The 24580-nt window shown below is 37.1% G+C and carries 21 protein-coding genes; 5 read left to right on the top strand and 16 right to left on the bottom strand.

Annotation, left to right across the window (positions count from 1 at the left end; translation table 11 throughout):
- Positions 1-11 precede the first annotated feature (11 nt).
- From GQR60_RS07125 to nifH, 9 genes are all read right to left on the bottom strand, one after another.
- Positions 12-317 (bottom strand): (2Fe-2S) ferredoxin domain-containing protein, encoded by a 306-nt coding sequence (locus GQR60_RS07125; protein WP_124992268.1) that lies wholly within the window; start codon positions 315-317, stop codon positions 12-14.
- 57 nt (positions 318-374) lie between these two features.
- Positions 375-1634, bottom strand: coding sequence for a radical SAM protein (locus GQR60_RS07120; RefSeq protein ID WP_124992267.1), 1260 nt, complete (start codon positions 1632-1634; stop codon positions 375-377).
- A 54-nt stretch (positions 1635-1688) separates the two neighbouring features.
- Complete coding sequence (locus GQR60_RS07115; protein WP_124992266.1) at positions 1689-3086, bottom strand: nitrogenase component 1; 1398 nt, start codon at positions 3084-3086, stop codon at positions 1689-1691.
- Between the two features lie 5 nt (positions 3087-3091).
- The gene (gene nifE, locus GQR60_RS07110) at positions 3092-4423 is read right to left on the bottom strand and encodes a nitrogenase iron-molybdenum cofactor biosynthesis protein NifE (RefSeq protein WP_124992265.1); all 1332 of its coding nucleotides are present in this window, start codon (positions 4421-4423) and stop codon (positions 3092-3094) included.
- A 183-nt stretch (positions 4424-4606) separates the two neighbouring features.
- The gene (gene nifK / locus GQR60_RS07105; RefSeq protein ID WP_124992264.1) at positions 4607-5989 is read right to left on the bottom strand and encodes a nitrogenase molybdenum-iron protein subunit beta; all 1383 of its coding nucleotides are present in this window, start codon (positions 5987-5989) and stop codon (positions 4607-4609) included.
- 14 nt (positions 5990-6003) lie between these two features.
- Positions 6004-7635: a nitrogenase molybdenum-iron protein alpha chain gene (gene nifD, locus GQR60_RS07100; RefSeq protein ID WP_124992263.1), complete on the bottom strand. Its 1632-nt coding sequence runs from the start codon at positions 7633-7635 to the stop codon at positions 6004-6006.
- A 10-nt stretch (positions 7636-7645) separates the two neighbouring features.
- Positions 7646-8026 carry a P-II family nitrogen regulator gene (locus GQR60_RS07095; protein WP_101310081.1) on the bottom strand — a complete coding sequence of 127 codons (381 nt, stop codon included), beginning with the start codon at positions 8024-8026 and terminating at the stop codon, positions 7646-7648.
- A gap of 18 nt (positions 8027-8044) precedes the next feature.
- Entirely contained in the window at positions 8045-8365 is a 321-nt protein-coding gene (locus GQR60_RS07090; protein ID WP_218973094.1) for a P-II family nitrogen regulator, read from the bottom strand.
- Between the two features lie 63 nt (positions 8366-8428).
- Positions 8429-9253, bottom strand: a complete 825-nt coding sequence (nifH, locus tag GQR60_RS07085) for a nitrogenase iron protein (protein WP_101310083.1) — start codon at positions 9251-9253, stop codon at positions 8429-8431.
- Positions 9254-9773: 520 nt separating this feature from the next.
- Here nifH and GQR60_RS07080 point away from each other — a divergent pair.
- Together GQR60_RS07080 and GQR60_RS07075 are read left to right on the top strand one after the other, a co-directional pair.
- Positions 9774-11330, top strand: coding sequence for a sigma-54 interaction domain-containing protein (locus tag GQR60_RS07080; RefSeq protein WP_124992262.1), 1557 nt, complete (start codon positions 9774-9776; stop codon positions 11328-11330).
- Positions 11331-11377: 47 nt separating this feature from the next.
- Positions 11378-11863: a GNAT family N-acetyltransferase gene (locus tag GQR60_RS07075; protein WP_160463432.1), complete on the top strand. Its 486-nt coding sequence runs from the start codon at positions 11378-11380 to the stop codon at positions 11861-11863.
- 444 nt (positions 11864-12307) lie between these two features.
- Here the strand turns inward: GQR60_RS07075 and hemH are convergent, their stop codons facing one another.
- The 3 genes from hemH to GQR60_RS07060 form a co-directional block, all read right to left on the bottom strand.
- Positions 12308-13321: a ferrochelatase gene (gene hemH / locus GQR60_RS07070; protein ID WP_124992260.1), complete on the bottom strand. Its 1014-nt coding sequence runs from the start codon at positions 13319-13321 to the stop codon at positions 12308-12310.
- A gap of 301 nt (positions 13322-13622) precedes the next feature.
- Positions 13623-14516 (bottom strand): oxygen-dependent coproporphyrinogen oxidase, encoded by an 894-nt coding sequence (gene hemF / locus GQR60_RS07065; protein WP_124992259.1) that lies wholly within the window; start codon positions 14514-14516, stop codon positions 13623-13625.
- Between the two features lie 37 nt (positions 14517-14553).
- Entirely contained in the window at positions 14554-14865 is a 312-nt protein-coding gene (locus GQR60_RS07060) for a DUF6787 family protein (protein WP_124992258.1), read from the bottom strand.
- Positions 14866-15056: 191 nt separating this feature from the next.
- Here GQR60_RS07060 and GQR60_RS07055 point away from each other — a divergent pair, with 191 nt between their 5' ends.
- The gene (locus tag GQR60_RS07055; protein WP_124992257.1) at positions 15057-15341 is read left to right on the top strand and encodes a hypothetical protein; all 285 of its coding nucleotides are present in this window, start codon (positions 15057-15059) and stop codon (positions 15339-15341) included.
- Positions 15342-15460: 119 nt separating this feature from the next.
- On the opposite strand, the gene GQR60_RS07050 is transcribed toward GQR60_RS07055, so the two are convergent.
- The gene (locus GQR60_RS07050) at positions 15461-16993 is read right to left on the bottom strand and encodes a peptide MFS transporter (protein ID WP_124992256.1); all 1533 of its coding nucleotides are present in this window, start codon (positions 16991-16993) and stop codon (positions 15461-15463) included.
- Positions 16994-17304: 311 nt separating this feature from the next.
- On the opposite strand from GQR60_RS07050, the gene GQR60_RS07045 reads away from it, so the two are divergent.
- Together GQR60_RS07045 and GQR60_RS07040 are read left to right on the top strand one after the other, a co-directional pair.
- A complete protein-coding gene (locus GQR60_RS07045) occupies positions 17305-18816 on the top strand; it encodes an NAD(P)H-hydrate dehydratase (RefSeq protein WP_124992255.1) in 1512 nt (503 codons plus the stop codon).
- A gap of 76 nt (positions 18817-18892) precedes the next feature.
- Positions 18893-20035, top strand: a complete 1143-nt coding sequence (locus GQR60_RS07040) for a DUF4831 family protein (protein WP_124992254.1) — start codon at positions 18893-18895, stop codon at positions 20033-20035.
- Positions 20036-20120: 85 nt separating this feature from the next.
- Here the strand turns inward: GQR60_RS07040 and GQR60_RS07035 are convergent, their stop codons facing one another.
- From GQR60_RS07035 to GQR60_RS07025, 3 genes are all read right to left on the bottom strand, one after another.
- Complete coding sequence (locus GQR60_RS07035) at positions 20121-21392, bottom strand: adenylosuccinate synthase (protein ID WP_124992253.1); 1272 nt, start codon at positions 21390-21392, stop codon at positions 20121-20123.
- A 245-nt stretch (positions 21393-21637) separates the two neighbouring features.
- On the bottom strand, positions 21638-22096 hold the full coding sequence (locus tag GQR60_RS07030; RefSeq protein WP_101259429.1) for a Fur family transcriptional regulator: 459 nt from the start codon (positions 22094-22096) through the stop codon (positions 21638-21640).
- A gap of 101 nt (positions 22097-22197) precedes the next feature.
- The gene (locus tag GQR60_RS07025) at positions 22198-24444 is read right to left on the bottom strand and encodes a RelA/SpoT family protein (RefSeq protein ID WP_124992252.1); all 2247 of its coding nucleotides are present in this window, start codon (positions 24442-24444) and stop codon (positions 22198-22200) included.
- Positions 24445-24580: the final 136 nt, after the last annotated feature.

The following is a 24580-nucleotide window of genomic DNA, read 5'->3' as shown; positions in this document are numbered from 1 at the left end:
TTATACGTAATCTATTCGGCAATTAAATATTCGGTAACAGCTTCGCCTTCTTCCAGAGCATCCAGAATTTCATCAATTCGATCCGGTGTTACGCCTCCATACCATAAGTTGTTTGGATGAACTACCATTACCGGACCTTGTGAGCAAACATTTAGGCAGCCGGTGGTTGAAATTGTCGCGTCTATACCTCTGTCTGCACATTCTTCCATAAGATATTGAACCATGTCTACTGATCCGTTTTTATTGCAATATCCTTGCGCTTCTCCTGCAATTCGAAATGAATTGCAAACTAAAATGTGAAATTCAGGTTTCTTCATGATGATAAAGATTTTATGTGTTTTTAATTGATCATTTGAATTTTGGCTGTTGTTTTATCAACCGCATCCAGTAGCAGAACCAGTACATCCTGTTCCACATTTTGTCATTTCGGTTTTGCATAGGGAACGAAGTTCGGTGCCTTTGTAAACAGAATCCAAGCCTTGGTCGATTAGTCCGCTCATCTCGATGATTTTAATTCCGCTTCGACCTAGAATACCTGCTGGTTTTTTGCCGATTCCTCCAACTAAAATTGCTCTGCAGTCAGCCAAAGTTTCCGCTAGTTTTTCCCAACGGGAATCGCCTTGACCAGTGTCGGGAGTTGCCCTAACATTTACCAGTTTGTATCCTTTGGGTGTTTCTCTGAAAACGTGAATTCGATCTGCTTCACCCAAATGTTGATTCACCAAAATTCCTTCCATAGAGGTGACTGCAACACAAGGTCTTTCTTCTCCTTTTTCAACTGTAAGAAGAGCTGTTTCGGAAAGTAACTTGGCGGCTTCTGCAGAATCTTTTCCGAGTAATCCTGCCGCGTCGGCTCTGCATCGTGCGCAATGAGACATCGGAGGAAGAAATACTTCTACCTTTTTACGTAAGGATTTCATAAAATCAGGAGTAGGTTCCTCCATGTGTTCCATGGCGGTATCTTTTACCGGAAACAATGGAATTGTATTCATTAAATCCACTCCAAGTGATGCAATTTTTTCTGCAATTTCTGCAATTTCATGATCGTTGATTCCCGGCATTATAATGGTATTTACCTTTACAGTAATGCCGGCTTCCTTTAGTTTGGCTATTGCTTCCAATTGTCTTTGAAGTAGATATTCTCCGGCTTGCGCTCCAAAATATCCTCTTTTGTCGTGTCGTACCCAACTGTAAACTTTTGCCAAAGTTTCGGGGCGTAAGCTGTTTAAAGTGATTGTAACATGAGATACGTCCAGCTCTTTTAATTCATCGATATAAGGGGCTGCATTTAAGCCATTTGTAGATAGGCAAAGCAGCATATCCGGAAAGTTATCCCGAACCAAATGAAGCGTTTTCATGGTTTGGGTAGGATTGGCAAAAGGATCGCCAGGTCCTGCAATTCCAACCACTTTAAGCTCCGGCATTATTTCCACCAATTTAATAAGATAGCTTAAGGCTTGATCGGGTGATAAAACGCTGCTGGTAACTCCGGGTCTGCTTTCGTTTACACAGTCGAATTTTCGATTGCAATAGTTGCATTTCACATTACAAGTTGGAGCTACGGGCAAATGTACCCGGGCATATTTATGATGTGCGTCTTTGTTGAAACAAGGATGAGTTGATAAATCTTTCATGATGCGACTTTTATGTGAGATTTCTTAACTTTTATTAATTGTAAATTCTCTCTTTTACATGTATTTATATCCGATAGGAGAATTGTTTTGTTTGTATTCAATCATGGCATTTACCACCTTGTCGAATAATTCCTGAGTCCCCTGATAACCAAGAAGAGTAATCCGTTGTCCTCCAATTCGATCGTGAATAGGAAAGCCGACTCTTATCAGCGGAATATTGAAATTGCCGGCAATGTAATTTCCCTTGCTGTTTCCGATTAAAAAGTCTGGTTTAATTGTATTGCACGCCTCATTGATTTGTTCAAAATCAGAATCACTAATTACTTTGATGGTTTTTCCATGTTCCGGACAATGTCTGATGATTTCTTTTTGAAGCTTTCCGCTGTTTGCTCCCGAGGCTGCCAAAACAACTTCGACTCCTATTTCATCAAGAAATGAACACAAGGCCAGAACTAAATCTTCTTCGCCGTAAACCACAGCCTTTTTTCCAAAAATGTATTTGTGTCCATCGGCATAGGAATCCAGTAAGCGACCTCTCTGCATTCGATATTTCACAGGAATGTCTTTCCCGCTTATTTTACTTAGAATATCAAATAAAGAATCACTATTGCTCATGCCAATTGGTAAAAGGCATTGGTGGTTTTTTACGCTGTGTTCACTTTCCAGCCACGATGCTCCGCTGACTTCAGTTCCTCCGTTTTGCCCGCCTTGTTTTACTGCAGTAAAAACACCCAATTCAACCGATGCGTAGGCTTCTCCCATTTTTTCAAGCTCTGATATTGGAGTACCTCCTTTTGGTACACGATAATATTGATCCCAAACGGGGTTGTCCAAAGTATCCGAGTAATCGGGTAAAATTGTTGTTGTAAGATCAAAGTCAGCTACTATTTCTTTGATATGCCGAATATCTGAAGGTGAAACAAAGCCTGGGAAAAAATTGATTTTGTCAGCAGATGGTAATTTTTTCGCATAGTTTTTGACAACAGCTAATACTGTTGCATGAAATCCATCCATGTGAGTTCCCTGATAACTTGGTGTTGAAACGGTAAACAAACTTGGTAAATTGGAACTGGTGCTGTCGTTTCTTATGTGACTTAGTTGTGATGCAACGTCTTCCCCAATGGTTTCGCTCAGGCATGTTGTAGCAACGCCAATTGCCATTGGCTGATATTGATTGGTAACATTGGTTAGTGCAGTTTTTAAATTTGCCTCTCCTCCAAAAATGGTAGTTTCTTCGCTAAAATTGGAAGATGCAATATCTACAGGCTCCTTGTAATGACTAATCATGTAACGACGAATGTAGGTGGCGCACCCTTGAGAGCCGTGAATTACAGGAACGCAACCTTCAATGCCCTTTATCGCAATACAGGCACCCAAGGGTGAGCACAGTTTACACGCATTTCGTGTTGATACAAATGGTCTGATATATGATAAAGTTGGGATTTTTTCCATGTGAGTTAGCGTTTAAAGAATTTCCATACAGGACTGGTTACCGAGGCGTAAACCTCGTTTGCAAAGTTTAGCATGCCTTCGAAACCAGCCAATGCTTCTTTTCTTTCGTGATTGTGATCGCAGAACCCAATTCCTAATTTGTAGGCAATCGGACGTTCTTTTACGCCGCCAATAAAGAGGTCAACTCCTTTTTCTTTTACAAATTCTGAAAGTTCATTCGGATTTGAATCATCAACAATAATGGTTCCTTCATCGCACAATTTTTTAAGCAAATTGTAATCGTCTTTGTTTCCGGTTTGCGATCCTACCATTACGGTTTTCATTCCAATTAACCGAAGGGCTTTCACCAAGCTGATTGCCTTAAAGGCACCACCAACATAAATCGCGGCCTTTTTGCCTTGTAATTTTTCTTTGAATGGAGTTAAAGCAGGTAGTAAAGTCCTAATTTCTTTCGAAACTAAATCTTTTGCTTTTTGAAGCATTTCATCGTTCTTAAAAAAACCGGCTGCTTCGTAAAGGGCATCAGCCATATCTTCAATCCCGAAATAGGATACTTTTATGAATGGAATCCCGTATTTTTCTTCCATTTCTTTGGCCAGATGCATCATTGAACCAGAGCATTGAACTACATTTATGGAGGCTTTGTGTGCCTGACGAATTTCATTTATTCTGCCATCGCCGGTAAGGCAGGTAATAATGTTTATACCAATTTTTTCGTAATATTCCTTTAGCATCCATAGTTCTCCAGCCAAATTAAAATCTCCCAAAATGTTTATGCTAAAAGGAGGTGCCTGAAATTCATTATCTGTGCCGACAAGTTTGGCCAAAGCATCGCAGGCAGCTTTGTACCCGTCTTTTTTTGTGCCTTTAAAACCTTCCGCCATTACAGGCAATACATCTATTTTTTGTTCTGCAGATACTCTTCGGCAGACTGCTTCAACGTCATCGCCAATAACACCTACAATACAGGTGGAGTAGACAAATGCTGCTTTTGGTTTGTAGGCTTCAATTAATTCAGTAAGTGCAGTATAGAGTTTTGGTTCTCCGCCAAAAACCACATCACGTTCGCGTAAATCGGTCGAAAAACTTAATCGGTGCAATTGTGGTCCAGAGGATAATGCACCGCGGATATCCCAGGTGTAAGCGGCACAACCTATGGGGCCGTGAATCAGGTGCAGTGCATCGGCAATGGGATAAAGTACAACCCGCGAGCCGCAAAATACACAGGCGCGTTGGCTGACACTTCCGGCTAAGCTTTTCTTCTCACAATCTAAATCGTGGGCTGATGTTCCTATTGTGTGTACCTGAGTGGATCGTTCTTTGATTATTCTCTCCATTGTCGTTAGTTATATATGTGTAATGCACAGGTTTATATTGAGAGGGAAGAAATTTTTCTTCGTATTGTTTTTTATTCAAAACGAGTGATAAAAATGAAGGAGGTGGGAGACGTTTTATCCTAGCTATGAGAAAAGGGTATGATTTGCAAATTAGCCAGTAACCTCCTTCATTTCGTCGCATCACTACATTACCAACTCGAATGATTCTTCAGGGCAAGTTGCATCCTGCTGATCCATAAGTACTGAAAGAATTTTTTCAAGAATTCTCAATCCTCCCATATAACCTAGTGTTGGAAAATAACTGTGTCCAACGCGGTCGATAATAGGGAAGCCCATTCGTACAAATGGAATCTTTTCATCTCTCGAAATGTATTTTCCATAGGTGTTTCCAATTAACAGATCCACAGGATTTTCTTTGATCCATTGGTGCATTAAAAGCATATCGGCATTGGCACCGTTTTTATATTTGGCCTCTGGTACACTTTTGCTTAGAATCTTTTCCATTCTTTTTTCGAATGTTTTACCGGGAGTTCCTGAAACAATGTAAACTGGTTTCATATCCATGTCTACCAAAAACTCTGCTAATGGAATCAATTGATCGGGATCACCCCATAATGCTACACGTTTACCATACAGGTATTGGTGCATATCAGTAATCACATCAATCAAACGTCCACGTTCATCGTTAATGGATTCAGGAACAGAAACAGATCCAAGTTTTGCCAGTGACTGAATAAAACGATCAGTTGCCTGAATACCAATTGGCAGATCCTGTATGCTGAATTTTACTTTACACTGATTGTCGAGATTGATAGCTGCTTTTTCCGTTGCCCATTCACCCAAGGCAAGGGTATGAAGGCTGTCACCCATGCTTACCATTTCAGGAATTGTAGTTCCTCCTTTCGGATACATTTCAAATTTCCCGTTCATAGGCGAATCCAAAACATCTGAAGTGTCAGGAAGCAAAACATTTTTCACCTTCATTAGTTTTAAAATTCTTTTTAATTCTCTCATGTCAGAAGGTTCTACCCAACCAGAGAGAATATTCAGCTGATTTTTAAGACTATCGCTTTTTTTAGCGAAATATTTTACAATACCTTCCAGCATATTGGCATAACCAGTTACATGACTACCTACGTAACTTGGAGTTGGAGCCTGTATCACGTGCTTTCCTTCCGGAATTTTACCATCCGATGCAGCCTTACTTACAATCTGACCTAAGTCATCGCCAATTGTTTCTGATAAACATGTGGAATGCACTGCAATTATATCCGGCTCGTATATGGTAAAAATATTTGTGATTGCCTGCAGTAAGTTTGCTTGTCCGCCAAAAACAGATGAACCTTCGGTAAATGAACTGGTTGCAGCCATTACGGGTTCTTTGTAGTGTCGGGTTAAAGTACTTCTGTGATAAGAACAGCAGCCTTGTGAGCCATGACTGTGAGGCAAACATCCGTGTATTCCTAATGCGGCATACATTGCACCAATAGGCTGACAGGTCTTCGCCGGATTTACCGTTAAGGCCTTTCTCTCTACTATTTTACTTGTTGTATGATTTAATAACATCTATTTGTCCTCCTTTATTCGTTAATGGCAAAACTTCCAACAATTTCAGGGTCGGTTTTCCAAGGTGTAGTCACCATTTTCCAGATTCTTGTGCAGAGCATGCGCTCCATTTCCAGATAGAAATTGATTGCTCCTTCAAAACCGGCATAGGGTCCACCGTAATCGTAGCTGTGTAATTGTTTCAATGGAACTCCCGACTTTTGCACCACATATTTTTCTTTAATACCTGCACAAAAAATATCAGGTTTATAGTACTCAATCAGCTTTTCAGTTTCCCAATGGTTGATGTCATCAATAACCAGTGAGTTCTTTTTCATTTCGGGCATCATACCGTCATAGTTGCTGAATTCGTAACCATTTTTAAGAAGTTTTTCTTTTTTTACAGCTAAGTCTTCGCGGTATAATTCAAGATCTTTTTCAACAGTCAGATCTTCAATGTTTCGGGTGTCGGCATCAATTTTAATGCTAGGAATAACATCTCTGCCTTCGTAATCGTCACGGTGAGCAAATTCATATCCTGCCGATACTGTGGTTACACCTATTTCCGAGAATAAATCCTGATAATGATGAGCTCTTGAACCTCCAACAAACATCATGGCTAATTTGCCTTCTGTTTTTGCTTTTACAGCTTCTCTTACCACTTCCACTTTCTTCATCTCGCGTTCTATAATCTCTTCCACTTTTGCACTTAGCTCAGCATCATCAAAATACTCAGCGACTTTACGAAGAGCTTTTGCACTGCCTTCTGCACCAATGAAACTAACTTTCACCCAAGGAATACCATATTTCTCTTCCATCATCTCAGCAATGTAATTGATGGAGCGGTGACACATAATCAGATTAAGGTCAGCGGTATGGGCATATTCCATACTTTCGATCGTAGAGTTACCACTAAAAGTGGACAGCAAAGTGATTCCAGCTTCATCAAACAATCTTTCCAATTCAAAAGCATCACCACCAATATTGTATTCGCCAAGCAGATTGATTTGGAATTTGCCAATACGGTCTCTGTTGTTGTTGCCGATTACATTTTTGAATACACCATTGTTCGCAATGTGGTGACCCGCCGATTGAGATACACCGCGGTATCCTTCGCAGCTAAAACCGAAAATATTAATTCCCAATTCCTCTTTCATCTCGCGGGATACTGAGTGCACATCATCTCCGATTAAACCAACAGGGCAGGTTGAGAAAATGCCAATTGCTTTGGGTTTAAAAATCTCGAATGCTTCGCGAACGGCATCTTTTAGCTTAGCTTCACCACCAAATACAATGTTAGAATCCTGTATGTCGGTAGAAAAACTGTAGGTAATAAAGTTATCTTCTCCTTCAGCAGGTCTGGTTTGGTTTCTTCTTGTAAGCCAGGCGTAAAAACTGCAGCCAATTGGCCCGTGAACCAAATTAATAATATCTCTTGTTGGGCCTAATACTACCCCTTTACATCCTGCGTAAGTACATCCTCGTTGAGTAATAATTCCCGGAATGGTTCTTACGTTGGCTTGAATTTCTTTTCCTTCGGCAGGATCATTAACCACCAATGACTTTTGACGTTTTTTGGCAATTTTTGTCGGGTATTTTGCCATGATCTCATCCATCACTTTCGATGGATCCGGCAAACCCTGTGTTATATCTAATTTTTTTACCATAGCTTTTCGTTTAATTATCCAGAACTTGATCACCGCTTTCTGCAGTTCTTACACGTATCGCTTCATTTACAGGCAAAACGAAAATTTTACCATCTCCTGGGCTTTTTGATTGATTGGCTTCGATTATTGTTTCGATACATTCTGATACCTTATGGTTCGGAACAACAACTTGAAGCAGGCGTTGAGGGCGAAGTCTGGGTTCTTTTCCTAAAAGCTCCAATGCTTCAGGCTGATCATTCTTCACACCTTCTAAAACTTTAGCATCCCAAAGGCCTTTGCCGCGTCCGAATACACTACCTGTTGCAGTCATCGAAGAAAATCCGGCATCACGCAAAGCCCGTTTGGTTTTGTTCATTTTATTAATCTTGATAATGGACATTATACACTTCATACCTTCGAGTTTTTAGGTTTATAATTCTTTGGTACCTCTGCTTATTGTATAGGCTTCATCAACTGGAGATACGAATATTTTTCCATCACCGAAGGCTCCTTTTGGAGTGGATCGGGCAGCATCCAAAATAGTATTGATGGCGAAGTCTTTGTCTTCATCTTTAATAACCATCATCAGCATTTCTTTAGGCAGTTCATCGTAAGTAACATCACCTATTTTGATTCCCCGCTGCTTACCGCGGCCAACCACCGGCATTTTTGTTACAGCGATGTATCCAGCTTCAAACAGAGCTTTTAAGACCTTATTGGTTTTTTCAGGGCGGATTATTGCTTTTATCATTAACATAGTCTGTATTGTTTTAAATGTTTGGAATAATGTGTTTTGTAATTTGGGTAGGATTTATTAGGCGTCAATGCCAAAATCGATTAGAAGTTTTTCCAGTTCTTCCATTTCCAGAGGTGTAGGAATTACAAACATTTCATTATCATTGATCGCATTGGATAATTTACGGTATTCATCGGCCTGACCATGTTCAGGTTCATATTCAATTACTGTTTTACGATGAATTTCAGCTCTTTGAACAACATTGTCACGGGGAACAAAGTGAATCATTTGTGTGCCCAGTTTTCGTGCTAATTCTTCAATCATATCACTTTCGTGATCAACATTACGTGAATTGCAAATTAAGCCTCCCAAACGAACAACTCCGTTCTGTGCATATTTTTGAATTCCTTTACAGATATTGTTTGCAGCATACATGGCCATCATTTCACCAGAAACAACAATGTAAATTTCTTCCGCTTTACCTTCACGGATTGGCATTGCAAAACCTCCGCAAACCACATCACCAAGCACATCGTAGAATGTGTAGTCTATTTCGTATTTGTCATCCCAGGCACCTAACTGTTCCAACATATTAATCGAAGTAATAATTCCACGACCGGCGCAACCAACTCCTGGTTCAGGTCCTCCTGATTCAACGCATCTTACTCCACCGTAACCAGGACGAACAATATCATCCAAATCAACATCTTCTCCTTCTTCGCGCAGTGTGTCAAGAACTGTTTTTTGAGCTAATCCTCCTAATAATAATCTTGTGGAGTCGGCTTTGGGATCACATCCAACAACCATGATGTTTTTTCCAGCTTCAACTAGACCTGCTACAGTGTTTTGGGTTGTAGTTGATTTTCCAATTCCACCTTTTCCGTAAATGGCAATTTTTCTCATGTCTGTTATTTTTATTTGGGTTAATAGTTGCCAAGCCGTATTCATAAAGCGTACCATTTGCTTTTTTAGCTTTGTAGTCTTTGTTGTTTTTTGGTGTTTAAGTATTTATTGCAGAGATGTTTATTGTTGTTTTGTCCGTATTTGTTTTGCATTGCAGGCACTTCGATTTCCTACAAATTTGTAGGAAAGATGGTTTTGGAGTACATATTTGAATTTAAGTGTGTAATCGTTGGTTCAGTAAGGGATTTCGATCTGTTTGATTATTTGATTCATACAGAAATGTATTTTAAACAAAATTTGAATTTAGGATTCAAATTGTTCCAAAATGGTTTTGTAAGTGATGGGAATTGTTTAAATGGGGGTGTGTTGGTTTTTAATGTGTTTTTATTTGTGTCAGTCTGTGTTTTTGATGGGGTGTGATTTGTAATATGCATAAATTATTAAATGATTTGTGTGTTTTTGTAGGGGTATTGTTGCTTTTTTTATAATTTTGCAGATGTACCCCCTTAAATATTCGCTTATGAGTTTAAAATGCAAAAAAGCAGGCGACGAATGTTATGGTTTTAATGAAATGTCTCTTCTTTTCGATATAAGCCAAAGACTTTTGAACAGTAATGAATTAAAAAAGGATTTATCTCCGATATTAGCTTGTTTGGTGAAACATTTGAATGCCGAAAGAAGTTTTATCACGATTTTTAATCGGCAAACAAACCGGATGATGATTGAGGCTGCCTATGGATTAAGTGCATCGCAGCAAGCAAGGGGAAAGTACGATTTGGGTGAAGGAATTATAGGTAAGGTTGTTGAATTGGCCAGGCCTGTTGTTATTTCTGAAATATCAAAATCGAAACTTTTTATCAACAAAATTAAAACGGAACTTACAAAAGACGGACACGAGTTAACTTTTATTTGTGTGCCGCTTTTGCTTGATAATGTTGTAATGGGTGCCTTAAGTGTTGTGAGAATTTACAATTCCAACATTTCTGTTAATGAGGATATTCAGCTATTGAGTATTGTTGGATCGATGATTGCAAAAACGGCTCGTTATAAGCAAGCTAAGCTTGAAGAATTAGAAGCATTACGAGAACAAAACAGAGAATTGAAAAGTCAGCTCGATAGCCAAAAACCGCATAACATTATTGGTAACTCAGGCAAAATGTGTGATTTATATGCATTGGTAAGTCGGGTGGCCCAAACAAACAGCACGGTTTTGTTGCGTGGCGAAAGCGGGATTGGAAAAGAACTATTTGCTGAGGAAATACATGCCAAAAGCAAACAAAAGGATCGTAAGCTCATTAAAGTAAATTGTTCTGCATTGCCGGAAAGCTTAATTGAAAGTGAACTTTTTGGACATGAAAAAGGAGCTTATACGGGTGCCGATCAAATGAGAAAGGGGAGATTTGAATTGGCCGATGGGGGAACAATTTTTTTGGATGAAATAGGTGATTTGCCTTTATCTACGCAAGTAAAATTGTTACGGGTTTTGCAGGAAAGAGAGTTTGAACGTGTGGGGGGATCTAAAACCATTAAGGTTGATGTGCGAATAGTGGCAGCAACAAACCGTAATTTGGAGGAGCTAATTGAGAATGGTGATTTTAGAGAAGATTTCTATTACAGAATTAATGTTTTTCCAATATTTATTCCTCCTTTACGACACAGAAGAGATGATATTCCAATTTTGGTTGATCATTTTATCGATAAGTTTAACCGAAAGAATAATTTTCAAATTAAAAGAATTACAACATCTGCAGTAAATATGTTGATGGTTCATCGTTGGCCGGGAAATATTAGGGAACTGGAGAATGTGATTGAACGATCGTGCATAATGACGAAAGATAATGTTATTCATAGTTACGATTTACCTCCAACTCTTCAAACTGCCGATTCAACAAACAGTGTAATGGAAGGTGGAATGATGGTTGTGGTTGAGCAGCTTGAAAAACAATTGATTCGGGACGCACTCACGACTACGGCCGGGAATGTAACAAAAGCGGCTGAATTGCTTTGTATTACAGAGAGAATGCTGGGGACAAGAGTGAAAAAATATGAGATTGAAACCTGGCGTTTTAAAGTGTAATTTTAAAATAGATTTCCAAACTGTAAATGCTTTTACAAACCGAAAACATGACAACACTTCCTTTTTCCTTTGTAGAGCTGAATTTTGATGATTCGGATCATCAGACTGCATTGTTCAATTTAATGAATGCGTATATGTTGGATCGGATGGGCTGTGAAAAGCCATTACATGCCGATTCATTTCAAGAATTAGTATGTGGATTGCAAAAACAGGCTAATTATATTGGGGTTTTAGTGCAAAATGAGAATGAATATATTGCTTTGGCAAATTGCTTTGTGAATTTTTCAACTTTCAAGATGTCTTCCCTCATAAACATTCATGACTTAATAGTTTTACCTGATTATAGGGGGAAAGGTGTAGGGCGGTTCTTAATGAAATCTGTTAAAGCCATTGCCAGGAAGATAGATTGCTGCAAAATAACCTTAGAGGTTCGAAACGACAATCAAACAGCTCAAAATCTTTACCTTTCGGAAGGTTTCAAGGAGTGTAATCCTCCTATGTATTTTTGGGAAGCAACTATTGATCGGGCTTAAAATTAGAAACTGTTTAAAAATTTATCCTTTAGCTTTTTCATAAGCCAAAAACCTCATAATTGCGTTAAATAGAACCACTATCCGCATCAAATTTGCCTTATTCTGAGCCTTTTTTCTTCGATAAAAATTTCTAAAAATAAATTTAAACAGCTTCTAAAGATACTTTTGAAATTTAATTGGTATTAATAACTAATAATTGCCTGCCTAATGTATTGCCCTCGCTTTTATAAAATTATAATTGTGATTTTTTCATTTAACGAAGCCGTTAACATATTATAATGACTTGCCTAAGCCTTTGGTGGAGGTATTAACAAATAATAATGGACGTTTAAGCCTTTGGTGAAGGCATTAACAAATAATAACGACCTCCCTTATTTTTGATATTTCTCTGCAAATGCTATTAATAAATTTAAACAGCTTCTTAGGCGAATTAATAATTTGAGATTATGAATTAATTACCAAATCCTTCAAGGTCGCAATCCACTTTGGATGATCGTTTAGACTCTCAACCAAGGCTAATTTTTCGCCACCGTTTTTTTCGAAAATTTCTCGATATTCTATTCCAATTTCTACTGTTGTTTCCAGGCAATCAGCAACAAAAGCAGGGCTGAAAACAAGTATCTTTTTTGTGCCATTTTTAGCTTCTTCTTCCACTACTTTATCAGAGAAAGGTTCCAGCCAGTTTTTGTCCAATCGGGATTGAAAGGAAACGGTATATTTTTCTTTAGGAATAGATAATTTTTCAGCTAATAAGCGACTGGTCTCAAAGCAGGTTGAACGGTAACAATAATAATCTGTTTCAGGAATAAATTTTTTGTGACAATCGCATTTAAAACAATTCCGGTTAGGATGAACTTTGTTTATTTGGCGGATTGGCAGTCCATGATAAGAGAATATAAAATGATCAAAATCGTTTAAATCATGCTTTTTGGCATTTTCAGCAATAGTATCCAGGTATCCTTCATGGTCGAAGAATTGGTTTACAAATTTCACTTCAGGAATTACTTCCCAGGATTTGATAATTTCCATTGCCTTCTGGAAGGTAGAACCTGTTGATGAGGAAGCATATTGCGGATACATTGGAAGAATAATCAACTTCTGAGGCATATCCTTTTGTATTTTATCCAAAACGTTCTTCATCGATGGTTGCTGATAGCGCATGGCCAGCTCTACAGTAAAATTGGAATCCAGTTCCTCTTGAAGCAAACCTTTTACTTTTTCTCCGTAAATCATCAATGGAGAACCTTCTTTGGTCCACAATTTCTTGTAGATTTTTGATGAACCTTTTGCCCGAAAAGGAACGATAATAAGGTTTACTAATATTTTACGTAACAACCAGGGAATATCAATTACTCTCGGATCGTTTAGGAATTCGAAAAGATAGGTGCGAACATCTGATACATCAGGACTTTTTGGCGTTCCTAAATTGAGTAGTAAAACAGTCGTTTTTTTTGGCATAGTGTTCGTGTTGATTATTTAGATAAAAAGGGAGTGTTTAGCTGTTTCCCAGTTTAAAGTAATAAAAATTTTCTTCCACTGCTAAACAAATCAAACAGCGAATTGTTTTTTGATTTGGTAAGTAATACCAAATTAACATCAAAACATGCCTTATAAAATGTTTCTTTTCAGCTATATCTTCGTTAAAAAAGATGCATCGTAACATGGCTATGCTTTACTTTTTTGCCTCGATACAGCTAAAAATTAATTCATTTTAATTAAAGTCTGTTTTGAAATTAAATTGGTATAAACAGGATTGTACTTATTCCACCCAGTTAATTCCTTTTTTTAGAAGAGAAAGTGTTAACTCTTCTTTGGAACCGCTTTCAATCGGGTACTGATAAGTCCATTTTACTTCGGGTGGCATGCTGACCAGTATTGATTCGGTTCTTCCATTGGTATCCAGTCCAAATTTGGTTCCTTTATCAAGTACCAGGTTGAATTCTGCGTATCTTCCCCGCCGGTGCAATTGCCAGTCTTTTTCTTTCTCCGAATATCTTTCCCCCTTGTTCTGACTCAGTATTCGACAGTAAAGAGGTGCAAATAAATTGCCTACATCCATTGTGAAATTAAAAATTTCCTCCTTGCTTAAACCATCTGTGCCATTTAAATGATCGAAGAATATTCCTCCAATACCGCGGGTTTCTTCCCGAAAGGGAAGAAAGAAATAATCATCAGCCCAAGTTTTAAATTTTGAATAATATTCCGGATGATGACGATCGCATACTTCTTTCAGTTCCTTGTGAAAATCTTTGGCTTGATCCACATTTATATAAATAGGAGTTAGATCGATTCCTCCACCGAACCAAAACGTACCATCCTCTAATTCGAAGTAACGAACATTCATGTGTACAATTGGCACATGAGGGTTTTCGGGATGCATGATTAGTGAGACTCCGGTTGCAAAGAAATTTGAATTGGAAAGATTTAATTTGTGTTTGATTTTTTCTGGTAATTTGCCGTGAACTGCTGAGAATTGAACTCCACCTTTTTCTATAATGTTACCATTCACTATTACTCTACTTCTACCGCCGCCACCTTCTTTGCGTTCCCAAGTATCTTCCATAAAATTTGCTTTTCCATCGGTTGTTTCAATGGCTTTGCATATTCTGTCTTGTAGCAGGCGAAATTTTTCGGCGATTATTTCTTTATTCATGTAAGTGTGATTGTGTTCTTGGTCCATATCGCTTTTTCTAGGATAGAGGTTGTTTTTTCTTTTTAGGGATAAAACGGCTCAGCATTTTCTTCTCAAATTTCCAAAAGAATCGAAATTGGCCCAATAAACTACCAACAATAATTAAAAACACTTGGTAGGTTGGGGTGATTATTAAAATGCTCATGAAAATTTTAATCAGCAGGTTTGTGTCAGAACCAATCGACAAGTAGGAAAAAACAAGTTTGCGTACCATAACCGCTAGACTTCCGGTAACCGAAAAGGCAATAAAAATAAGTATCAATTGGATGTTAGAGGTGATCTCCCAACGCTTTTTAAGTTTCTCAAACATGAGATTTTATTTAGAATTATTTTGAATAAGAACAAATATAATATAAAATACCTTTATGTCTTAAATTGGATGGAGTAATTTTGGTTGTGCGTAATGAAAAAATATTTATTGAAAAATAATTGCTAAAGTCCAAGTTTACTGGACTGCTCTCAATTAACTTTATAGGAGATTTAAAATTCGGCCGATTTTTAATGACAAAAACAATTAAGGAAGAAAAGTTCATCTTTGTTTGTTATTTACTTTTTGAACTAAACTTCAATATTTTTTATTTATTAAAATTTACAATTATGAATTTAGAAAATTTAGGTGTTCAGGAAATGAATATTAGAGAGTGTAAGAAGATTGACGGAGGAAATAATTTTGAAGACGGGCTTGCTGCTGGAGTAGGTGCTACTACAGTAGAGCACAGTCAAAGTTTTTGGTATTGGATTGGTTATGGATTAGGGGTAGAATTGAGAACGGGTGGAGATTTATAGTTAAGGGATTCGTTTAGTGTGGTTTTAATGTCATCTAAGTTTAGTATTGGCTCCCACATTTTTTTAATATAAAAACCGCCTCAATTTGAGGCGGTTTTATATAATATATTTTGATTTGTTTATTCAGAAACTCTTTCTAACCATTTTACCATGAATATGACTGTAAACATGGAGATTGCTGTAGCGACAACAAAAATACTCCAAGTCATCCAAACAGGTATTGTTTGATATAAGACAGCACCAATCCATAATAGTCCATTTCCTAATGCCGTAGCACCTAGCCATCCGCCTTGCATTAGACCTTGATATTGAGGAGGAGCAACTTTAGATACAAATGAAATACCCATTGGGCTAATAAATAGCTCAGCAACTGTTAAGATAAAATAAGTTCCCAATAGTAAATATGGAGCAACACGCTCAGAATCCATAAGCGGAGTGCCACCTGCCGAAGGGGTAATTGTTTCCCATAATGGTAAACCGAAAGAACCTAACATCATTACAACAAAACCTAAACAAGCTATACCCATACCGATAGCAATCTTTTTTGGAGTAGATGGCTCCATGTTTCTAGCTCTTAACCATCCAAAGATACCTACTACAACAGGAGTTAAGAATACCACAAAGAATGGGTTCATGGATTGGAACAGCTCTACTGAGAAATGCCAGGTTCCAATCTTAAGTACTGTATAATCTTTAGCAAATAACGTTAATGTTAAACCATTTTGATGGAAAGAGAACCAAAAGAAGATAACAACTGAAAATACGGCTAATAAAGCATACATACGTTGCTTAATTTCTTTAGCTTCCATCTTCACTTCTTCTTTAGTGTATCCAGAGCCTGCAGCAAGAGCCTCTGTTCCTTTTGGATTTGGAAACTGTTTTTTGTTTTTGATAAATATGAATAATGAAATAGCCATAGCCACAATTGCTGTACCAAATGCGTAATGGAAGCCAGTATTAAATACGTTTAAGTACCTATCTGCAAATTCAGCTAAATTAGCTACATGTACTCCACTTGCTTTATCAGCATACTCTTGAAATGTATGCATAGAAGCCTCCGAAATGTCACCATTAATGAAACTATGACAATATTCGGGTAAACTTGCATCATATTGTAATTGATTTTTTCCCAACCACCAATTACGCATTCCAATTGCAACAATCGGAGCAAAAATAGCACCTATATTAATAAATGCATAAAAAAGAGAGAAACCTGAATCCCTTAAGGCACCATACTTAGGGTCATCATACATCTGACCAACTAAGGCTTGAAGGTTTCCTTTAAAAAGACCATTACCAAAAGCAATTACAAATAATCCAATTAGTGAAACAGTTAAGAAAAATGGAACGCTTGATACCGGCGTAGGAGTAGGTACTGCTAAAATAAAGTAACCTGCACCCATCATAATTAAACCGGTTAGAATAGTGCCTTTAAAGTTATTTATTTTATCAGCGATAATTCCTCCAACTAATGCTAAAATGTAAATTGAAAAATAGAAAATAGAGTAAATAATACCAGCATTAGCTCCATCTAAATTAAATTTGGCTTGTAGGAATAATACCAGAATAGCCATCATGGTGTAGAAACCAAATCGTTCTCCCATGTTTGCTATAGCAGCTGGAATTAGTCCTTTAGGATGTCCTTTAAACATAAATGTTAGTTTTTAATTAAAAGTAAAGTTTTAGTTTTAAGATTGACAAATATATAGAAAAAAACAGAAGGCAGTGACGATTTGTTACCAGAATGAATCTATTTAAAACGTTTTCGTAAGCATATTCAATTATTGAAAGTTTAGTATCTTTGATAAAGGCATTCAATACATAAGGAATTTAAACAAAAAAAAATATTGCGATAGCAAGCCTAAATTAGATACTTGAACTATTTAGGTATTATAAGATTGTGATGTTTTGTTTATTAACTTTTGTAGAGCCTAATCATTTAACGATTCAAAACTCGATAACAATGAAAATATTTACTGCCAGACAAATTGCTGAGATTGATGCCTACACCATAGAGCACGAACCAATATCTTCCATCGATTTAATGGAACGAGCCGCGGGGCAAATTTTTAAGTGGGTTATTTCACATTTTCCTGCTCCTCAAAGTTGCAAGGTTTTTGTTGGTCCGGGAAATAATGGAGGAGATGGATTAGCCTTGGCACGCATGTTGGCTGATAAGAATTATGCTGTTGAAGTATTTGTGCTTCGAATAACCGATAAGATATCGGATGAAGCTGAGGCGAATCTGGAGCGGATAAGAAATTTGAATACATTGGATTTGTATGAAATGACTTCGATTGAATCGATGCCATGGCTTTTTAAGGATGATATAGTTGTTGATGCAATTTTTGGCTCGGGTTTGTCAAGGCCTCTGGAAGAATTGTCGTTGGATGTTGTGAAAGCAATAAATGCCAGTGATGCAAAAGTTATTGCCATTGATATTCCATCGGGTTTGATGGGAGAGGATAACTCTAAAAATAATTTGAGAGGAATTGTTCGGGCAGATTATACTTTAAGTTTGCAATTTCCCAAATTGGCATTTCTTTTTCCCGAAAATGCTGAATATGTTGGTGAATGGGAAGTTTTGTCAATTGGGTTGCATCCCGAAATAATTCAAACAGAGCCCACTGCCTACAAGTTATTAACTAGAGAGTTTGTGAAGTCTTTATTGATGCCCAGGAAAAAATTTGATCATAAGGGAACCTACGGTCATGGCTTGCTTATAAGTGGCAGTTATGGGAAAATGGGCGCTGCAATACTGGCTTCCCGTGCAAGTCTGCGTTCGGGAATTGGTCTGTTAACTACCCATATTCCGCGTTTGGGATATCAAATTATGCAAACAGCCGTACCTGAAGCTATGGTTAGTATTGATCGTTCGGATATTATTTTTACAGAATATCCCGATTTGAGCCAATTTAAGGCGGTTGCTATCGGTCCGGGAATAGATAAAAAGCAAAATTCTTTTAAGGCAATGATTGATCTTTTAAAGGAAGTAAAAGTTCCGATGGTAATAGATGCCGATGCAATTAATATCATAGGAGAGCATCCTGAACTAAAAGAAGAACTGCCAATGGGGAGTATTTTTACTCCGCATGTTAAGGAGTTTGAACGTTTGGTTGGGAAAAGCGGTGATAGTTATACCCGCAATTGCATGCAGCGGGAGTTTGCAAAAAAACATGGACTAAGCCTGATGCTAAAAGGAGCATATACAGCTATTTGCTGTCCGGAAGGAACTTGTTATTTTAATCCTACAGGTAATCCGGGAATGGCAACAGCTGGCAGTGGTGATGTGTTAACTGGAATAATATTATCTTTGTTATCGCAGGGCTATTCATCACATATCGCGGCAATAATTGGAGCGTATCTGCATGGTTTAGCGGGCGATTTAGCTTCTGTAGATGTCGGTGTAGAAGCACTTACTGCCAGCGATATAATTGACTATTTACCGAAAGCATGGTTACATTTAAAAAAATAGTGAGCTTTGTATATTAGTTAGGTAATAATTACCGTTAGTTTTATTAGCCGATTTTAAACAAAAAATTCAGATTATAATGAACCGAATGATTCTAAGAACTTTATTGGTATTACTTGTTGTAACTTCTTGTCAGTGGTATGCCGGTGCTCAAAAGAGAAAAACGCTTGATACTCCTAATACAGTAGTGTATGCATTGCCTCAAACCGTTTTAAAACTTAATGTGATTGCAGAAAAAACGATTTTGAAAAGAGGTCCTTTTGCCGAATATGCAAAGAAATATCTGAATATTTCGGATGTTGTTTCTGCCGATGGAGTGGAGTGGGAACTAAAATCAATAGATGTTTCTTCTCATGGTGAGGTAGATCCGGAAGAATATCATAAAATTACCACTTCCGTGGATTATGAACCTAGTTTAATTTCGTTGACTCCTACCGGATTAATCAGAGGTTTTAATTTGGAGAAGAAAATGATATTGAAAGAAGAAAAAGAATCGGTTTTCATTACCGATGATAAGATTGATATAGAATACGGGAAATTTTCAATCGATCCAATAATAAAATATAAAGAGGATACCATTTTTAAAGTGGTGGAAACGGATACAGCTTTTGTAAAAGTTCCGGTTCTGGAAAAGCAGGCCTTGGTAAAATCTTTGGAGGAGAAAGCGGAAGAAGCGGCTCATCAGATATTTAAGTTAAGAAAAAGAAGATTTAAAATATTAACTGCAAATTATGAGGTATTGCCTCCGGATGGAAAGGCTTATGAGATCATTATTAAAGAATTGGAAAAATTAGAAAATGATTACTTATCTCTGTTTGTTGGCAAAAGAGTTGGATTTACAGAGAATTTTCAGTTTTTATACACTCCTAAAAATGGTGAAAATGGCGGCGTAATTTTTCGAATGTCTCCGCAAGCTGGCCCGGTTGGAGTGAATGATTTGGGTGGGAAACCAATTCGTGTTGATTTTAAAAATTTAGAGATAACAAGAGAGTTGGCAATTATTCCAACAGTTGGACTTGTTCCTCAGAAGCAAATATTTTACAGAATTCCGGGAATGGCTGATGTATCTATTTCTAATGGGAGAGAAATTTTATTTCAGAATAGAATGCCGATTGCACAGTTTGGAAAAATTGCGAATATGCCTGCTGAAGTGTTGCTGAATGAAAATTACAGCATTGAATTTTTTCCTGATTTAGGATCAATCAAAAATGTAAGTAAATAATGTTTTTACAGAATTAAAAAAACCTGTTTGATTTTCAAACAGGTTTTTTTTGTGAGTCTTAACAGACTTTTATTGTTGTGCCTGATTAATCAAGCATTCTTTCAATAGTTTGAGCTCTGTTTGGACCAACAGAAACAATTTTAACAGGTACTCCGGTTTCTTCCTCAATAAAATTAATGTAAGCATTAAATTCTTCAGGGAACTCATTCTCATGAGTAACAGCAGTCATATCAGTTTTCCAACCTTTAAACTCTGTGTAAACAGGTTTGATATCGTCAGTCATTTCGTAAGGAACATGCTCAACTTCTTCACCATTTACAAGGTAAGATGTACAAATTTTAATGGTGTCAAAATCGTCCATTACATCCGATTTCATCATGGTTAATTCAGTAACGCCGTTAATCATGATCGAATACTTAAGAGCAACCAAATCTAACCAACCGCATCTTCGGGCACGACCGGTTGTCGATCCAAATTCATTTCCTTTAGCTCTTAGCAAATCTCCATCAGCATCAAAAAGCTCAGTTGGAAATGGTCCCATACCAACTCTTGTGCAATATGCTTTGAAGATACCAATAACTCTGCCAATTCGATTCGGTGCAATACCTAAACCAGTACAAGCTCCTGCACAAACAGTGTTCGATGAAGTTACAAATGGATAGGAGCCAAAGTCAACATCCAGCATAGTTCCCTGTGCACCTTCAGCAAGAATTGATTTGCCATCTTTAAGAGCATCATTAAGAAATTGTTCACTGTCGATTAACTGAAATTCAGCTAAAACTTTAATGCCTTCAAACCATTCGGTTTCGTATTCAGAAATGTCGTAATCAAACTCATAAAGTTTGTCAAGCATTAAACGGTGCTTGTCAACTAACGAGTCGTATTTTTCTTTGAAGTTTAATTTGATATCTCCTACACGCAAACCGTTTCTTCCGGTTTTATCCATATAGGTTGGTCCAATTCCTTTAAGGGTTGATCCAATTTTTGATTTCCCTTTAGCCGCTTCAGATGCCGCATCAAGAATTCTGTGAGAAGGTAAAATTAAATGAGCCTTCTTCGAAATAAATAAGGTTTTGGATAGATTGATTCCAAGTTTTTTTATTCCTTCAATTTCTTTCTTGAAAATTACCGGGTCGATAACAACACCATTTCCAATAACGTTAATCTTATCATCGCGGAAGATACCGGAAGGAATTGTATGCAGAACGTGCTTTATTTCATTAAATTCCAAAGTGTGTCCTGCGTTGGGGCCACCCTGAAAACGGGTGATAAAATTGTACTTTGGGGTTAGTACATCCACAACTTTTCCTTTACCTTCATCTCCCCATTGGAGGCCTAAAAGTACATCAACTTTCATCTGTCTAATAATTTGATAGTAAATCTTAACAAGTAATTATCCAAACCAATTTTACGATTGGATTTATAAAATTGGTTCGGGTACGCTGTTAAATCTTGAAGAATGCTTGCAAGTTTTAACAGTCAAAGGTAATAAATATTTTTATTTCGGGCAGTTGAAAACAGGTCTTGTTGATAAGTCATTTTTGGGGATAAAAAAACCTCTTATTTAAAGAGGTTTTTGAAAGATATTGATTGTTGATAAACTTAGTTGTTTTCTAATTTTCGACATTCCTGGCAAATTCCGTAGATATATAAGGAATGATGAGAAACTTTGAAGTCCATATCATCAGAAACATTTTTACGAACATCTTCTAAACGGGTGTCGCAAAATTCAAGAACTTTTCCACAACGGGTACAAATCAAATGATCGTGTTTGTTGCTGTCATATGCTTTTTCGAACTGAGCGATATTTTTACCAAATTGATGCTTAACTACCAATTTACAATCTAAAAGAAGATCTATAGTATTGTAAAGTGTTGCTCTGCTGACACGATAGTTTTTATTTTTCATAAAGATATAAAGAGATTCAATATCGAAGTGACCTTCCCGGGAATATATCTCATCTAGTATTGCGTATCTTTCCGGAGTCTTTCGATGTCCCTTTTTCTGAAGATATTCTGTAAACATCTTCTTAACAATTTCTTTAGTGTCTTCGTTGCTCATATCAAAAAATAACCTAGGTGTTATCTAATCTAATTTAAAATAATGGGTCTAAAATAGTGATTTTTTTTAGAACTGGAAGCTTATTTAGAATAAATTTTAATTTAGCTGTATTCTTCAATATTTTCGATACGTTTCACATTATCAAGACCTTTGATCTTGATAAGTTTCATAATTAAATTGTTAAGATCTTCAGTATTGTGAACATAGAGGTGGATTAAGCCCTCAAACACACCATCATGGCTTTCAAAGTGCAGCGATCGCATATTTACATCATGATCTTTTGAGATAACATTGGTAACTTCATTAACAATGCCAATTTTATCAATTCCTGTCAATTCAATAATGGCGAGAAAAGACATTAACCTATGACTGGTCCAATCTGCAGCAAGAATCCGATCGCCCTGACTTGACATTAATTTTAATGCGTTGGGGCATTTCCTTTTGTGTATGGTTACATTATTAGCCATATCCAGATAGCCAAGAACTTCGTCTCCAGGTATTGGTTTGCAGCAGGCTGCAATTTTATAACTCTCATTAGCTGCCAATTCTGTAAGCATAAGAGTTTTCTTTTTATCAAGTTCAGGTTTTGCATTAGGAGTTTCAAGGATTTCTTCGTCCTCATTTTCCTCTGAATTGCCAAAAAACTGAAGTTTCCAGTACTTAATGAATTTACTTTTTGATTTTTTTCGAACAACACCATCAATTTCGTTGATGTTGATGTTTCCTATACCAACTTTATAAAATAATTCTTCTTTATTCGAAAGTTTGTAGTGCTCCAGCATTTTTCGAAATGCTTTTGCATTTAGGAGAAGACCGCTGTCAGATAATTGATCTTCTATCATTCTGGAACCTTTTAAAGTGTATTCTTTTCTTTCTTTTTTAAAGGCAGATTTAATTTTAGACTTTGCCCGGGCAGTGATTACAAATTCAATCCATTCATATTTGGGGACCTGTTTTTCAGAAGTTAGAATTTCCACTTGATCACCACTTTTTAATTCATGGCTTAATGGCACCAGCCGATGATTTACTTTAGCTCCAATACAATGATTTCCGATATCTGTATGGATGTCGTAGGCAAAATCAAGAGTCGTGGCTTTTTTGGGTAAAGTGCGAATGTGTCCTTTAGGTGTAAAAACCTGAATTTCCTTTGAAAATAAATTCAATTTAAATTCGTCGAGGAAAGCCATAGCGTCAGCTTCAGGATTATCTAAGATTTCACGAACATCGTTCAGCCACTTATCTAATTCAGACTCTCCACTTCCACTGGTATTGTATTTAGAATGAACTGCAAAACCTTTTTCTGCAATGTCATCCATTTTCTCTGTTCTTATCTGAAATTCGACCCACCTTCCCTGAGGTCCCATGGCTGTTACGTGCAGCGCCTGATACCCGTTGGCTTTCGGTGTACTAACCCAATCCCTGATACGTTCTGGTTTTGGTTTGTAAATATCAGTAATAAGGGAATAGATATTCCAACATTGGTTTTTCTCAGAAACACCTTCCTTGGGTGTAAAAACGACCCTGACGGAAATGAGATCGTAAATTTCTTCAATACTGGTATTTTGAGTTTCAATTTTATTCCAAATAGAGAAAATTGACCTTGGTCGGTTTTTAATGGAGCATTGAATATTTGCTTCTTTAAGTTTCTCCTTAATCGGAGCAATTATGCTCTGTATTATTTTTTGTTGTTTTTCTTCTTGTTCTATTATCTTTTTGGAAATGTTGTCAAAGTCATCCGGGTGTTCATATCTCAGACTTAAATCTTCCAATTCAGATTTAATAGCATACAATCCCATTCGATGTGCTAAGGGAGCAAAAAGAAAAAGTGTTTCGCCGGCAATTTTCATTTGTTTGCGCAATGGCATAGAGCTCAAGGTGCGCATGTTGTGCAGTCTGTCGGCCATTTTTATCAGAATCACCCTAAGATCATCGGATAGGGTTAACAGCATTTTTCTGAAATTCTCTGCCTGCATTGAAGTTTGTTGATCAAATACGTCCGAAATTTTAGTCAGACCATCAACAATTTGGGCAACTTTTTCACCAAAATGATTTTGGATATCTTCAAGGGTGTATTCGGTATCTTCAACAACATCATGCAGTAAGGAAGCTACAATAGATTTTGTTCCCAGCCCCATTTCTTTTGCTGCAATTTGAGCTACAGCAATTGGATGCAAAACATAAGGCTCTCCTGATTTGCGACGCACCTCTCTATGAGCTTCCCATGCAAAATGAAAAGCCTTGTCTATCATTTGTTTACTTTCCGGCTCACGACTCCTTTTGCAATGTTTCAAAAGTTCCTCGTAGGCGTCAAGTATTAGTTGTTTGTCTTTTTCGGTTTCACTACTCATAAAAACCCCTTTGTTCTGTATATATTGTTGCTACGATTAAAAGTAGCAAAATCTTATAATTTTAAGATACTAAATGTAGTACATGTTTACCTTTTTTTAACAGGTAATCATTAATATGCGAATTTTCACAACAAAT

The organism is Labilibaculum euxinicum (assembly GCF_009795715.1).
Classification (GTDB): Bacteria; Bacteroidota; Bacteroidia; order Bacteroidales; family Marinifilaceae; genus Labilibaculum; species Labilibaculum euxinus.
This window is presented reverse-complemented; position numbering and strand designations above follow the sequence as displayed.

What these genes read in the sequence shown, in the direction of transcription:
- GQR60_RS07095 (WP_101310081.1), bottom strand. Translation starts at nt 8,026, where the DNA reads ATGAAGTGTATAATGTCCATTATCAAGATTAATAAAATGAACAAAACC.
- GQR60_RS07035 (WP_124992253.1), bottom strand. Translation starts at nt 21,392, where the DNA reads ATGAAAGTTGATGTACTTTTAGGCCTCCAATGGGGAGATGAAGGTAAA.
- nifE (WP_124992265.1), bottom strand. Translation starts at nt 4,423, where the DNA reads ATGGAGAGAATAATCAAAGAACGATCCACTCAGGTACACACAATAGGA.
- GQR60_RS07120 (WP_124992267.1), bottom strand. Translation starts at nt 1,634, where the DNA reads ATGAAAGATTTATCAACTCATCCTTGTTTCAACAAAGACGCACATCAT.
- nifK (WP_124992264.1), bottom strand. Translation starts at nt 5,989, where the DNA reads ATGTTATTAAATCATACAACAAGTAAAATAGTAGAGAGAAAGGCCTTA.
- GQR60_RS07125 (WP_124992268.1), bottom strand. Translation starts at nt 317, where the DNA reads ATGAAGAAACCTGAATTTCACATTTTAGTTTGCAATTCATTTCGAATT.
- GQR60_RS07025 (WP_124992252.1), bottom strand. Translation starts at nt 24,444, where the DNA reads ATGAGTAGTGAAACCGAAAAAGACAAACAACTAATACTTGACGCCTAC.
- hemF (WP_124992259.1), bottom strand. Translation starts at nt 14,516, where the DNA reads ATGAATAAAGAAATAATCGCCGAAAAATTTCGCCTGCTACAAGACAGA.
- GQR60_RS07090 (WP_218973094.1), bottom strand. Translation starts at nt 8,365, where the DNA reads ATGATAAAAGCAATAATCCGCCCTGAAAAAACCAATAAGGTCTTAAAA.
- GQR60_RS07060 (WP_124992258.1), bottom strand. Translation starts at nt 14,865, where the DNA reads ATGTTTGAGAAACTTAAAAAGCGTTGGGAGATCACCTCTAACATCCAA.
- GQR60_RS07075 (WP_160463432.1), top strand. Translation starts at nt 11,378, where the DNA reads ATGACAACACTTCCTTTTTCCTTTGTAGAGCTGAATTTTGATGATTCG.
- nifH (WP_101310083.1), bottom strand. Translation starts at nt 9,253, where the DNA reads ATGAGAAAAATTGCCATTTACGGAAAAGGTGGAATTGGAAAATCAACT.
- GQR60_RS07050 (WP_124992256.1), bottom strand. Translation starts at nt 16,993, where the DNA reads ATGTTTAAAGGACATCCTAAAGGACTAATTCCAGCTGCTATAGCAAAC.
- GQR60_RS07030 (WP_101259429.1), bottom strand. Translation starts at nt 22,096, where the DNA reads ATGAGCAACGAAGACACTAAAGAAATTGTTAAGAAGATGTTTACAGAA.
- GQR60_RS07115 (WP_124992266.1), bottom strand. Translation starts at nt 3,086, where the DNA reads ATGGAAAAAATCCCAACTTTATCATATATCAGACCATTTGTATCAACA.
- GQR60_RS07045 (WP_124992255.1), top strand. Translation starts at nt 17,305, where the DNA reads ATGAAAATATTTACTGCCAGACAAATTGCTGAGATTGATGCCTACACC.
- GQR60_RS07080 (WP_124992262.1), top strand. Translation starts at nt 9,774, where the DNA reads ATGAGTTTAAAATGCAAAAAAGCAGGCGACGAATGTTATGGTTTTAAT.
- GQR60_RS07055 (WP_124992257.1), top strand. Translation starts at nt 15,057, where the DNA reads ATGACAAAAACAATTAAGGAAGAAAAGTTCATCTTTGTTTGTTATTTA.
- GQR60_RS07040 (WP_124992254.1), top strand. Translation starts at nt 18,893, where the DNA reads ATGAACCGAATGATTCTAAGAACTTTATTGGTATTACTTGTTGTAACT.
- nifD (WP_124992263.1), bottom strand. Translation starts at nt 7,635, where the DNA reads ATGGTAAAAAAATTAGATATAACACAGGGTTTGCCGGATCCATCGAAA.
- hemH (WP_124992260.1), bottom strand. Translation starts at nt 13,321, where the DNA reads ATGCCAAAAAAAACGACTGTTTTACTACTCAATTTAGGAACGCCAAAA.